This window comes from Massilia sp. PAMC28688, from assembly GCF_019443445.1.
Classification (GTDB): domain Bacteria; phylum Pseudomonadota; class Gammaproteobacteria; order Burkholderiales; family Burkholderiaceae_D; genus Telluria_A.
This window is the reverse complement of sequence record NZ_CP080378.1, coordinates 4169240-4182623: the sequence shown is the minus strand read 5'-3', so window position 1 is coordinate 4182623 and position 13384 is coordinate 4169240. Positions and strand designations below refer to the sequence as shown.

11 protein-coding genes are annotated in these 13384 nt (G+C 60.2%); 4 read left to right on the top strand and 7 right to left on the bottom strand.

Features of this window, described 5'->3' with window-relative positions:
* Positions 1-6 precede the first annotated feature (6 nt).
* The 7 genes from tssG to KY495_RS18715 are packed head-to-tail and all read right to left on the bottom strand — an operon-like array spanning position 7 to position 6557.
* Positions 7-1089: a type VI secretion system baseplate subunit TssG gene (tssG, locus tag KY495_RS18745; RefSeq protein WP_219880860.1), complete on the bottom strand. Its 1083-nt coding sequence runs from the start codon at positions 1087-1089 to the stop codon at positions 7-9.
* Positions 1053-2897 (bottom strand): type VI secretion system baseplate subunit TssF, encoded by a 1845-nt coding sequence (gene tssF, locus KY495_RS18740; protein ID WP_219880859.1) that lies wholly within the window; start codon positions 2895-2897, stop codon positions 1053-1055. Before tssF ends, tssG begins: the two co-directional genes overlap by 37 nt.
* A 2-nt stretch (positions 2898-2899) precedes the next feature.
* Positions 2900-3388: a type VI secretion system baseplate subunit TssE gene (gene tssE, locus KY495_RS18735; protein WP_219880858.1), complete on the bottom strand. Its 489-nt coding sequence runs from the start codon at positions 3386-3388 to the stop codon at positions 2900-2902.
* A 20-nt stretch (positions 3389-3408) separates the two neighbouring features.
* Complete coding sequence (locus KY495_RS18730; RefSeq protein WP_219880857.1) at positions 3409-3900, bottom strand: type VI secretion system tube protein Hcp; 492 nt, start codon at positions 3898-3900, stop codon at positions 3409-3411.
* 27 nt (positions 3901-3927) lie between these two features.
* Positions 3928-5412: a type VI secretion system contractile sheath large subunit gene (gene tssC, locus KY495_RS18725; RefSeq protein WP_219880856.1), complete on the bottom strand. Its 1485-nt coding sequence runs from the start codon at positions 5410-5412 to the stop codon at positions 3928-3930.
* A 2-nt stretch (positions 5413-5414) separates the two neighbouring features.
* Positions 5415-5924 (bottom strand): type VI secretion system contractile sheath small subunit, encoded by a 510-nt coding sequence (gene tssB, locus KY495_RS18720; RefSeq protein WP_219884320.1) that lies wholly within the window; start codon positions 5922-5924, stop codon positions 5415-5417.
* Positions 5925-5951: 27 nt separating this feature from the next.
* Positions 5952-6557 (bottom strand): M48 family metallopeptidase, encoded by a 606-nt coding sequence (locus KY495_RS18715; protein WP_229518363.1) that lies wholly within the window; start codon positions 6555-6557, stop codon positions 5952-5954.
* A 240-nt stretch (positions 6558-6797) separates the two neighbouring features.
* On the opposite strand from KY495_RS18715, the gene tssK reads away from it, so the two are divergent.
* From tssK to KY495_RS18695, 4 genes are all read left to right on the top strand, one after another.
* A complete protein-coding gene (tssK, locus tag KY495_RS18710; protein ID WP_219880855.1) occupies positions 6798-8138 on the top strand; it encodes a type VI secretion system baseplate subunit TssK in 1341 nt (446 codons plus the stop codon).
* Positions 8139-8155: 17 nt separating this feature from the next.
* Positions 8156-8923, top strand: coding sequence for a type IVB secretion system protein IcmH/DotU (gene icmH, locus KY495_RS18705; protein WP_219880854.1), 768 nt, complete (start codon positions 8156-8158; stop codon positions 8921-8923).
* Positions 8924-9157: 234 nt separating this feature from the next.
* Positions 9158-11926 (top strand): type VI secretion system Vgr family protein, encoded by a 2769-nt coding sequence (locus KY495_RS18700; RefSeq protein ID WP_219880853.1) that lies wholly within the window; start codon positions 9158-9160, stop codon positions 11924-11926.
* Positions 11926-13383, top strand: a complete 1458-nt coding sequence (locus KY495_RS18695) for a hypothetical protein (RefSeq protein ID WP_219880852.1) — start codon at positions 11926-11928, stop codon at positions 13381-13383. The genes KY495_RS18700 and KY495_RS18695 overlap by 1 nt, the downstream gene beginning before the upstream one ends.
* Position 13384 lies beyond the last annotated feature (1 nt).

Genomic DNA, 13384 nt, shown 5'->3' with positions numbered 1-13384 from the left:
GTTTAATTACACTGCATGGATTTCGTAACGCACGTCCTTGCGGTCCTGCGACTGGGCGCTGGTGATGAGGAAACTGTCCCATCCCAGCCGCCCGCCGCTATCGTCCGACAGGGCCGCGCCCTTCACGTCGGCCGCGCGCAGCACGAGCTGCACTTCGTATTCAATGGTCACGCCGGTGAACATGGTGAGCATGCTCCTGAGCGCGCGCGCAGCCTTGCCGCCCGGGAGGAAGGCGTCGAAGCTGTCGCGGTCCAGCGGTCCGATCACGAGCCGCATGCGCAGGTCGCGCTGCCACACGCGCGAGCCGGACATGGCGCCCGCGCCCAGCACTGCATTGGCGCCACCGAGCATGGTCTGCTGGCCCGGCGGCACGTCGTACCAGCAGCCGATGAACTGCTCGGCGTGCACGTTCTGGCCAAAGTATTCGCCCAGCACGCGCGAGATCTGTACGGCCGACGCAGGCCGGTGGCGCATGGCGGCGGCGAAGTAGCCGATCGACTCGTCCAGTACCCCGCCACCTTCGTCGTCGGTCAGGCGCTTGCGCAGCGATTCGTTGCCAAGCCCGCCCAGCGACAGCAGCAGCGGCAAGAAGGTGTCCTTGCCGTCGACCTGGTACTTCAGTTCGAGCCGGTACTTGCGCCAGGCTTCATAGAACAGGGCCAGCGATCGGTTGGAGAACGTGTCGAGAAAGGCGCGCGGGCCTTCGTCCTTTTCGTACAAGACGTGGGCGGCAATGCGCTCGGTGTAGTGCGCCGGCAGCGCGCCATTGCCGCCCAACAGGCCCATGAAGGTGGGCGTGAGGCGGACGTACTTGAGCGAGGCGTCCTTGAGGGCGGCGCCAAGCGAGCGCGCGTCGCGCTGCATCTCGCGCGGCTCGGTCTGCATCGATTCGATCTGGCTGGCCGGGAAGTTGAGCGAGGTCGAATTCTGGAAGCGCAGGAAGTTGGCCACCATGCCCTGCTGCGCCGTGCCATGGCGCTTGAGCCACAGTTCGAGCGTACGCACCGCCTGGAAATATTCGAAGCGGTACGGTTCCTGAAACAGGCGTTCGATTACAGCAGGCTCAAATCGCCGCTTCGTGGCGTGCATTTCAATAGCTCTTCTCCAGATTTATTCGATACCATGACCAGCTGGGTGAAGCTGTTGGCGTGCACATACAGGCCGAGGAAGCGTTCGATGATGTGGGCAAAGGCGTGGATGCCGCTGCCGACAAACGCTTCTTCGTCCACCGTCAGGCGCACTTCCACTCCGCGCACCAGGCAGGCGAATGGATTCCCCGGCAGCCAGGCGTTGGCCGCCTTGTGCGCAATGGCGGCGATGCCGCCAATCTGGCGCTGCGAAGACGGCGACCGCGGCAGGTCGTACAGTGTCAGCATCTCGCGAAAGGCGTCCAGGCCGCCGTCGGTCAGCGACAGGTGGTTGAGCGACAGGTGCGATATCAGGCGCCAGTGGGCACCGCGTCCGCGCTCGAAGCGGTGCGACGCCGTCGGCTTGCGCAAAAAGCTGATCGAGCGCACGCTGGAGCCGCCTTCGAGGAACAGGTCGCCCCCGCGCAGGCCGTAGGCCAGCGACGCCGGCAAGTCGCGGTTGGTGCAGGTGAGCTCCAGGCTCAGGGTGTCGGTTTCCACTTCGGCCGGGTCGAAGTCGATGTCCACGATCGAAATCTGGGTCTCGAAGCCGGGACTGCGCTCGCCCAGCGTTTCGTCGCGCCGCGCCACCCAGTAGTGGCCACTTTTTTCCGGCGTCTGGCCGTGGCGCAGCGAGTAGAACGGGCGGAACTGGACGATCGATTCGCCCTGCGGCGTCTGGCGCACCAGTTTGACCGAGTCGATGGATTGCACTTCGTAGGCGAATGCGCGGCGCGCGTCGGCCAGCACCGGATAGCTGGCGGTGGTATGGGTGAGGCGAATCGGTTCGCCGCGCTGGCGAAACAGGTTGACGACCGGCGTGCAGCCGAGCAGCACGTTGTTGGTCGACAGGGTGCCAAGGATGCGCGCGGTGTTCGAGTCGGTACGCATGCCCGACAGTGCCAGGTGCAGCGTGAGCGAGCGCGCGCCCATCGGTACCAGGGCGCCCAGCATGGACAGGTCGATGTCGAAGAAATTGAACTTCTCGGGAAAGCAGAAGTACTCGGTCAGCAGCCGGTAGGCGGTGTGCGAACGGGCCGAGAAGTCGATCAGCGATTCGTCTTCGTCAAAGCCGGCCACGCTGACAGGAATGCCCGGCAGCTGGACCCAGCGTCCGCTGTCGTCCGCTTCGACGTAGGCAGCCACGGTGCGCATGAAGAGCGCATCGCGCAGGGCCGCGCAAAACGAGGGCTCGCCATCGATGAAGACACGCAGCTTGTCCAGGTTCAGCTGCGATACCGAAACCTGCTCGGCGGTGCTGGAAATGGTGATGGAAACGCTCGAGGTGGCGCCAGGCGGCGGGCGCACAGCTTCGGGCGTGTCGATGATCGCCGCAAACGAGGCCGCCGACAGTGCCAGCGGAGCCACGGTGACGGGATAGGCCGTGCGGAAGGTGCAGGCCGCGCCGCGCACGGGACGGGTGGTGAGCTGGGTGCCGCGCGCGATGGTGCTGGCGGTGGTCAGCTGGGCTGCGGCGCCCGCAAAATCCATGCGCGCGATCGAGCACGAGGGAAACGGGCGCAGGTAGTGCGGGTACAGGACCTCGAACAGGGCTTCGGTAAATTCCGGGTAGTCGTCGTCGAGGCGCTTGGCCACGCGCGCATTGAGCAGCGCGAACGACTCGATCATGCGCTCGATGTGCGGATCTTCGCACACCTCGCCGCCAATCAGGAGGCGGCCGGCGATCTTGGGGTAGCGCTCTGAAAACTCGCGCGAGTAACGGCGAAGGAATCCGAGCTCCCTCTCGTAATACGGTAATAATTGTTCCAAACTCAGGCTCCCGCAGACGCTGCCCGGCGCGCCTTGCTGATGGTGTAATGCAGACTCGATGGCTGCAGGACGGCGTCGAAGTTGACCGGTTCCTGCGAGGTACTCACCACCATCAGAGCGGTAATGGCGAAATTGAGACTGTTGATGGACTCTTCCCTGATCTCCAGCGACGCCTTGACGTTACGCAGCCGCGGCTCGTGCCGGGCAATGGCCTTTTCGAGGCACATGCAGATATAGGCGCGGTCGTCGGGGCTGGAGAGGGAACGGCCTGCAAAGTCATTCAGGCCGTAGGTGTAGATCGAACGACTACATTCGGGATACCGCTTGAGCAGAACTTCCTCGATTACCGTGCGGGTGTTGAGCAGCGCTTCAAGATCACGTGCGACCGAGTCCTTCAGGTCCTCGACCGACATGCGCATGACCGTGCCACTGGCACCGCTGACCGGACTATCCATCAGTCGGTCGAATAATCCAGGCGTGAACCCCTTCATCGGTACCCCGTGTGTGCTACTTAAACGACTTTGTTTTGCGCCAGGTTCCAGCCGCCGGAGGTGTTACCGCCCGAACCGCCGCCAACCTTCTGCTGGGTGTACTTCCACTTCACTTGCGAGTACTTCAGTGCCACTTCTTCGCTCAGGATGTCGCCCTGGGCAACAGCTGGTGCCACGCTGCTGATCAGTACGTTTTCCAGTTCGATTTCGAAGTACTTGATGCGCTCGCCCTTGCCGTCAGCGCGCAGGAAGACGAACTTTGCCTTCGGGATGGTTTTACCCGACGAGCAGTTTTGCAGCAGCAGCGGCGTTGCCAGGTCGGCCAGCTTGGTCACGACGATGTCTTTGTGCTCCGTACGCTCGGCAGTGTGGCCACCACCGGTCGATGCGGTTGCCGATTTTGGCTGCAGCACTTGCCATGCGACCGATTTGCACTCGATCCAGTCCTTGTGAACGGAGTCGGTCGACTCGCCTTTGATGCCGTCGATTTGCAGATAGACGTCGATTGCCATTGTGTTCCTTTCAGTGGTTTATGGGTATTACGATTTGGTCGATGCAGGTAGCTCCGCGACCAGTCGGAGTGAAACGGATAGCTCGTCAAGCTGGAAGTGAGGACGGAGGAATGAGACAGCACGATAGACACCCGGGCGACCAGGTACTTCCTGCACTTGCACCGACGCTTCGCGTAACGGGAACTGGGCCTTTTGCTCCTGGCTTGCGTTGTCGTCGAGCAGAACGTATTGGGTCAACCAGCGATTGAGGAAGTCTTCCACGTTCGATGCGGATGCAAAGCTTCCGATCTTGTCGCGCATCATGGCCTTCATGTAGTGGGCAATGCGCGATACGGCGAAGATGTACTGCAGCTGGGCCGACAGCACCGCGTTGGCGTTGGCTGCGTCGGACTGGTATTTTTTCGCTTTCTGGACCGACTGGGCGCCAAAGAAGGCGGCGTAATCGGTGTTCTTGCAGTGCACCAGCGAGATGAAGCCGAGGTCCGACAGCTCTTTTTCGCGGCGGTCGGTAATGGCGATCTCGGTCGGGCACTTGAGGGCAACTTCGCCTTCGTCGGTCTTGAAGGTGTGGGTCGGCAGGTCTTCCACCAGGCCGCCGCCCTCGACGCCGCGAATGGCAGCGCACCAGCCGAAGTCTTCGAAAGCGCCGGTCAGCTTGGTGCCAAAGGCGTAGGCGGCGTTACACCACAGGTACTTCTGGTGATCGGTGCCGTCCACGTCTTCCACGAAATTGAAGCCGTCGGTGGTGGCGCCATCGGCCGGGTTGAATGGCAGGCGGCCCAGGAAGCGCGGCAGCGTCAGGCCGACGTAGCGCGAGTCTTCCGATTCGCGGAACGACTTCCACTTGGCGTATTCGACGGTGTCAAATACCTTGGACAGGTCGCGCGGCTTGCCAAGGTCGCTGTAAGTCTCCAGGCCAAACAGTTCGGGCGAGGCGGCCGAGATGAACGGCGCGTGGGCCGCTGCTGCCACGTGCGACATCTGCTCGATGAAGTACATGTCTTCGGGCTGGCGCGTGATTTCGAAGTCGCCCAGCAGCGCGCCAAACGGGGCACCGCCGAAGGTGCCGAATTCTTCTTCGTAGACCTTCTTGAACATCGTGCTCTGGTCGAATTCGAGGGCGCTCTGGAAGTCCTTGACCAGCTCCTTCTTGGTCGCGTTGAGCATCTTGATCTTCAGGTTCTGGCTGGTCGACGAGTTCTTGACCAGGTAGTTCAGGCCAGTCCAGCTGGACTCAAGTTTCTGGAACTCGGGCGCATGCATCACGGCCGAGAGCTGCGCCGAAATCATGCGGTCAAGTTCGGCCACGCGCGCATCGATGGTGGCGGCCAGGTTGTTGGACATGACGACCGTGCCATCCATGACCTGGGAGGCCAGTTCCGAAATGAGGTCCTTGGCGCGGGCGTGCTCGGTGCTCGACTTGGCGACCTTGCTCTCTTCGACGATCTGGTCGAGCAGACCCATCTCGGTGGTGTGGGTGGTGGCGGCGCTTTGATTCAGTTGAGCGGACATGTTCAGTCTTCTTTCTTGGCGTTGTCCTGGCCGAGCTGGGCCAGTTTTTCGGTGTTGCTGAGCACATCGTTGAGGATGTCTTCGAGCTTGTCGTTCCCGGCCAGCTTGTTGCGCAGGTCGGCCAGCTTGGTGCGCGCTTCGAGCAGCTTGCGCAGCGGCTCGACCTGCTGCACCACCGACTCGGGACGGAAGTCTTCGAGGGAGGTGAACTTGAGGTCCACGCCGAACTTGCCGCCTTCGTCCGACAGCGTGTTGTCGACCTTGAACGCGGCGCGCGGCTCCACACCCTTCATCACTTCATCGAAATTGTCGCGATCGATGTTGACGAAGCTGCGGTCCTTCAGGCGCTTTTGCTCGACTTCGGAATTGCCGCCGAAGTCGCCGACAACGCCCATCACGAAGGGCAGTTCCTTGCTCGAGATCGCGTCACCGATTTCAACGTCATAGGTCATCTGCACGCGCGGTGGACGAACCTTGTTGAGGCGTTTTTGGACACTTTCTTTGGACATGATTTTTCCTTAAGGATGGCGTTGTACGGGTTATTTGAAGATGTCGAGCAGCTCGTCGCCGCCCTTGGCGCTTTCCTTGGCGCCAGCCTTGTTCTTGACGGTCCTGCCTTTGCTGCTGCGCTTAACCGGTTCTTTGACTTCTTTTTCCTTCTCCGCAAAGATGACCTTGCCTTCTTCCAGGCCCAGGCTGGCGCGCAGCGTGTCAGCCAGTTGCTGCGATTCCGTGCGCAGCGAGCCGCTGAAGCCATTCATGCGGCTCAGGGCGCCCACCGACTTGGTTGCCAGGCGTACGCCGCTGGTGGCAATGATGCTGTGCGCGGCCTTGTCGTTGGGGTCGCGGATCAGCACTTCCTCCGCCGCCATGATGGCTTCGCCGTACAGGCCCGAATCGAAGCGCGTCTTGGCGACATTGCCCCAGGGGGTCTTGTCGGTCGGGTGGGCGGCGGCGGCCTGCTTCCACAAGGTCACAGCCTGTTCCTTGTTACCAGTCTTTTCGGCCTGCGACGCTTGCGCCAGCATGTCCGACAATTTGGGCACCGCCGGCGGCGCCACAGGAGCAGTCGCGGTACACGCGGCAAGGGAAGCGATCAGGGCGGCAGTGCCCAGCGCGCGAAACAGGGGAATAAAGGTGGTCATGCAGGTCCTCAGAAACAAGTGGCGTGAAAACAATGTCTAGAATGAAATATTTACTAAGGCGACACGTTAGCACATAATCAAAAAATAATAAATCCAAATGAATGTCACAAAAACTCACTTTGTGCATATCGGCACGATTCGCTGCCATCTTTCCGTGCTTATTTCCGCTGGAAATGTTATCCTTTCAGTAATGAACGCGAAGCATACTTGCATTTTCGACAAACAACAAGGCTTAATTACATGACGAGCAAAGTACTCTGGGGCGAGGGCCTGTTCCTGCGCCCCCAGCACTTCCAGCAGCAGGATCAGTATCACGAGCATCGCCTGCATGAAAGCCTGAAGGCCATCCATCCTTACGCGTGGGGCGTCAACCAGCTGCAGCTGGACCGCGATGCGCTGTCCAACAATGCGCTGCGGGTGCTGGAGCTGTCATTGCGCTTCCAGGACGGCGAACTGTACGACGCACCGGGCGCCGACGACCTGCCGGAAACGGTGGACCTGTCGGGCCTCTTGCAATCGCAGCAGAGCGTGACCTACTACGCCGCCCTGCCCGCCTTCAAGCCTTTCGGCGGCAATTTCGGCCAAGGCGGCCAGCCATCGAATGCGGCCCGCTTCGTGCAGGACAACCGCGACACGCCCGACCTGTACACGCAGGCGGCCCAGGCGCAGCTGTCGTACCTGAAAAAGACCGTGCGCCTGGTGTCCGAATTCGAGCCGCGCGACTCCTACGTCCACTTCCCGCTGGTGCGCCTGCGCCGCGTGGCCACCGGCGGCTTCGAGGTCGATCCGACCTTCGTGCCGCCTAGCCTGTCGGTGCGCGCAGCGCCGATCCTGTTCCTTCAGCTGCGCCGCCTGATCGATGCCCTGCAGGCCAAGGTCAGCGCGCTGTACGGCCACCACCGCGAACCGAGCAAGAATGTGATCGAGTTTCGCTCCGGCGACATGTCGTCGTTTTGGCTGCTCCATACCGCCAGTTCGGCCTATGCCTCGCTGGCGCACTACTTCCATCATCCGGCCCTGCATCCGGAGCGGCTGTACGAACAGTTGCTGGGCGTGGCCGGCGGCCTGATGACGTTTTCCAAGAGCTGGACACTGGCCGACCTGCCGGCTTACGTGCATAACGATCCGGGACCCTGCTTTGCGAAGCTGCATATGATCATTCGTGAGCTGCTGGACACCGTAATATCGTCCAAGTACTTCGCTATTGCCTTGACGCAAGTCAGGCCTTCCTACTACATCGGCATGCTCGATTCTGGCAAGATAGATGACAAGACCACCTTCTATCTTGCGGTATCGGCCGACATGACGGCGGTCGAACTGGTGGATGTGGTGCCACTGCGCTTTAAGGTCGGCGCGCCCGACGACGTCGAAAAGTTCGTGCTCTCGGCCATGCCGGGCGTGCGCCTGCAGCATGCGCCGCAGGTGCCGGCAGCGGTGCCGGTGCGCCCCGACACCGTGTACTTCACGATTGAAGCGAAAGGCCAGATGTACGAGCGCATGCTGCAGGCGCAGTCGATCTCGATCTACGTCCCATCCGGCATGCGCGAACTGTCGCTCGAACTCGTAGCCGTAACCTCCTGAACCGAAGGACTGACTCAATGACCTCGATGACCGCACCATCCCTGATCGGCGCCAGCGCCCAGGCACCGGCGCAAAGCGCAGCACCGCAAACCCTGCTCGACCTGATGTATGACGGCTTCTATGCCCTCTTCATGCTCAAGAACGGCAATGGCCCCCAGGACAATGCCGACTTCGCGCAAAAGATGGCGCAGTTCCTGGACGAATTCGGGCGCGGTGCGAAGAAGCAGAATGCGTCCGCCGACGACATCGACGCGGCCAAGTACGCGTTCTGCGCGGCCGTGGACGAGATCATTTTGCGCTCATCGTTTTCGATTCGTGACGACTGGGCGCGCCGCCCGCTGCAGCTGGTGCTGTTCGGCGACCAGCTGGCCGGCGAAAACTTCTTCAACCGCCTGGAGTCGCTGCGCGCGCGCGGCAGCGTGCACCTGCAGGCGCTGGAAGTTTTTCATATGTGCCTGCTGCTGGGCTTCCAGGGCAAGTACATCATCGAAGGAACGGAAAAACTCAACTACCTGACCGCACGCCTGGGCGACGAGATCGCCAACATGAAGGGCAAGCGAGGCGGCTTTGCCCCGCATGCCGAGCGGCCCGACGCGATTGTCCACAAGCTGCGCAGCGACCTGCCGCTGTGGGTACTGTGCTCGGTCTTTGGCCTGATCTGCATCCTGGGCTATATCGGCCTGCGCGCATCGCTGAGCAGCAATACCGAGCAAAGCATCGCCGCTTACAACGACGTGGTCAAGCTCGCGCCAAAAGCTGCCAATCTGACCATCACACTTCCGTAATCGTCCTGTTGCGCGCGCGCCTTGACGGTCGCGCGCAAGCTTGACGCACCTCATATCCCCGCACTCTTGATGCCTTAAGGCAGTGGCCTTGAGGCATTCTTTGTAACGACAAGTTCCCAGTCCGCCTGTCGTTCATGTACAATAGTTAATCTTGTCATTTGTTTAGCATGGCATTCCGTTCCGCGAGAACGCGCCAATGCAGTTTCCCCTTTCACGACCAAACCATCCCACCGCATGGACATAAGCATCGACCTCTCCACTCTTGGCATGCTGTGCACCGGCCTGAGCCAGCACGCGCGCATGCTCACGCTGGCCAGCGCCCAGGATCGCGGTTTGCCGGAGTCGCTGATGGCAGAAACGATGCACGGCCGCGAGGCTGTCAACGAGCTGTTCATGTTCGATGTCGATGCGCTCAGCGTCTCGACGGACCTGGACCTGAGCGTGTTCCTGGGAGAGGAACTGACCATTGGATTGCTGCAGCCTGACGGCAGTCGCCGCACGTGGCACGGCATCTGCACCCACGCTGCGTGGCAAGGCGCTGACGGTGGCGTGGCACGCTACAAGCTGCGTCTGGAGCCTGCGCTGTCGATGCTCGCGCACCGGCGCGACAGCTACATTTTCCAGGACAAGAACGTGCAGGAGATCGTGAGCGAGCTGCTGGCCGACTACCCGCAAGTGCGCTTTGACTTCGACATCACGCAGCCACTTGCGCAACGGCCGATCGTGACGCAGTACCGCGAGAGCGACTACGATTTCCTGACGCGCCTGCTGGCCACCGAAGGCTTGAACTGGCGCTTTGAACATGACCAGGCAGATGACGACAGTGCTGGCGGTGACGGACACGCGCGCCATCGCGTCATCTTCTTTGACAGCACTGCGCTTGCACCGGCGACGCCCGGGGGCGACCGCATTCGCTTTCACGGCGTGCGCGCCACCGAGGCCGACGACGCAATAGACCAATTCCGGGCGCGCCGCCAGGTGCAGGCCAACGCTGTGAGTATCAGCAGCTGGGATCCCGATCAGCTCTTGGCACCGGCGGCGCAGCAGCAGTCGCACCTCGATGCCGGCGAACTGCCCGATATCGCCATCTATGATGGCAGCGGCGAACGGATCGCCAGCGATAACGACATGGCCGATTCGCACAGTGAGCTGATGCTCAAGGCCCTGGAGCTTGACAACAAGACCTATGCCGGCGCGGGCGCTGTGCGCAGGCTGGCTGCCGGTTACGCATTCGACCTCACCCAGCACGATCATGTTGCACAGGGCGAGACGCGCTTCAAGGTGTTGTGGGTGGAGCACCACGCCCGCAACAACTTCGCCTCGCAGATCAAGGACGCGCGCCACGCCGTTGAAGCTGGCACTTACCGCAATACGTTCGCGTGCGTGCGGGACTGCGTGGCCATGGTGCCGGCGCGGGCAGCAGCACCGCAGGCCACGACCGCGCTCGGGCCACAGACGGCACTGATCGTCGGGCTGCCGGAGGCGGTGGCAACGACCAGCCGCGATCATCGCGTCAAGCTGCAGTTTGCGTGGCAGCGCGGCATGGCCGCCAATCCCGGCGGTGTTGCGCATAACACTGACGAGAAAGGCCACGCTCCAGGGGATGACACGTCAGGCACCTGGGTGCGCGTGGCGGAGGCGCTGGCGGGCCCCAATTGGGGCTCGCAGTTCACACCGCGAATCGGCACCGAAGTGCTGGTCGACTTCATTGAAGGCGACATGGACCGGCCGATTGTCGTCGCGCAGCTTTATACAGGCGCCGACCTGCCGCCGTTTTCGGCCGGTGCGGATTCTGGTGCAAATCATGCCGGCACGCTGTCGGGCATCCATAGTCATAATTTTAATGGCAGCGGTTTTAATCAATGGCAGATTGATGACACGACCGGGCAGGTACGCACACGGCTGGCCAGCAGTACGGCTGCCACGCAGCTCAATCTCGGTTATCTGATCGCGCAGCAGCCCTCTTCCGCGCAGCGTGGCAGCTATCGCGGCAGCGGGTTCGAGCTGCGCACCGATGCCTGGGGCGTGGTACGCGGTGGTGGAGGCGTGCTGCTGTCGACCAGCGCGCGCGCGATAGGCAGCGGTGTCGCTTCAACACAGATGGATGCGCAGGAGGCTGTCGCCTTGCTCAAGGGGGCTGAGGATTTGGGCACCACGCTAGGCGACGCAGCGAGAGAACAAGAGGCGCTCGTCAGCGATGATGCGGCAAAGTCGCACGCCGATTTAATCGCGAAGATCGATCCAGACGCGAACGGCAAATATGGTGGCGCGGTCAATGGTCAGGATGCCTCGAAAACCCTGGCTGGTTCGCGGGAACTCGATGCATCGCAGCCGGTTGAAAAATTCGCGTCGCCAGTTGTGCTGATGGCGTCGGCGGCGTCGATCAACTTGGCTACCCCGGCCTCCACGGCGCTGTACGCCGGCGAGCAGCTGCAATGGACGACGCAGTCGGACCTGCATGTGGCAGCGGCGCACACGGTCGCGTCGGTGGCGGCGAATGCGGCGACCATGTTTTCACACACTGGCGGGATCCAGGCGATCGCTGCGAATGGACCGGTGTCGCTGCAGGCGCACACGGATCAGCTGGAGATTCTGGCCGATCAGGCGATTACGGTCATTTCGGTGAACGGCGCGATTGAGATCAAGGCCAAGGAAAAGATTGTTCTGCAAGCCGGGCAATCGTCTATCACGCTTGAAGGGGGCAATATCACTTTCGCGTGTCCTGGAAACTTTACGGTGAAAGGCGGGCAGCATCCTTTCGACGGAGGAAGCACGAAAGTTCCCACGTTGAAGGGCCTTCCCGATAGCCGGTTGAAATTGTTCGATGAAGCTTTCGTAATCACGGATGCCGACGGCCAACCCATGGCCAATCTTCCTTATCGGATCAAACTCGCCGACGGAAGTTTTCAAGACGGCATTACGGACGACCTGGGGTGTACGCATGCCGTACAGAGCGCCGAACCAGAGGCGTTATCTCTGATGGTGGAGGACATTTACGTCTAATGGAAAAATTAAAAATACTCGGCAGCTCGCTCACCTCACCGATCGACAACACCCAACGCAAGGAGGTCCGATTGAGAGGTCGTGTCTCTGAAGATTTCGTAGTCACTGCTCGCTGCAGGATCATGAAAGTGGGCAGCCGCGTGGCAATGAGTGCGGCCGACCTCCCTGGCGATCTGCCAGGAACTTTTCATTGGAGCACTCATAGCTCAAAAATCAAGCTGGAAAACAGCAGCGGGAATCAAATTTTTGTCGGTGCTCTCGACACTCCCGGAACAGACCGCGACAGCGAAACGATCACCGTAACGCGTACGGCACATGACGGTTCCAAAAAATCAAAGACTGTCAGTATAACGGTCGCTAAAGTAACCTTCTCCGCTTCCGCAAATCAAATGTACGGCTTTGATGACTACGACACGCCATATGAAGATGCCGACAACCATCTTTCCGTAATGAGCACCGGGCATACCTTTGTGGCAGTGCACATTGAGGGCGGTGCAGATAGCAGCGATTTTGAATTTAATACAGCAAATCCCAAGATCTGCACAGCCACGCCGCCACCCGCCACGACTAAGTTTGACCTTCGCATTGACGCCGGGGAGCATGTGAAGGCGTCCACTACCCTTTCAGCAACGGTTCGTTGCCTATCGAAAGAGGTTTTTGCTACATTATCGATCCACGTTTACGAGGAGTTCGTAGCAAAAGTAGTTATTGCAAAATTTTCTGACTTTGGGAGGCCGGGGACTGCACTAAGATGGCCAGATATTGATTACGCCGCCCACGGGGTCGAAGCAAACAAGTATTTGAAGGACGCTGTCGCGAGACTGGAAATGGAAAATCTAAATGGGCAAAATAGGGTAACCCATATTGATTTTAAGGGCGCAGCAGGCGATGCGCTAGTTTACGACATGGGAAATGACGGTGGCCCGATGGTAAAAGTTTTTGATAAACTTTTAGAAAGCTTTGCCGAAACCCACTATCGGGTAATTGTGGTCAAGAAAATTGACTTCGCCTATTTCCTCGGTAATACGGCGCTAGCAGGTAGCACTACAGTCACCATAGCGGGATCGACATTCATTGCCGGAAAGACTGTGGAAATTGGGGATGGTGTCACCAAAGAGTCAGTCCTAGTAAAATTTGTCGACGGCAATATCGGAATTCTGGCAACGCCGTTGAAGTTTACTCATCAGCCCGGAACAATTATACGGTACCCAGCGCAGGGAATCGCGGGATCGGGACTAATGTTTGTCCAAGAAGAGCACGCCGAGAAAGACTCGCTCAAGTGGGTCGTGGTACATGAGGTAGTCCATCGCGCGCTCGACTTGAGAGATATTGTCGATGAAACCAATATGATGCACTACGTCAATGCCTTCAAAGATTATCGCCTTCGATATTGTCCGCGAACTCTGAAGCGGAGCCAAGGGACTCAAAACCAATGGGATTCGGTGCCGCGAGAATAGG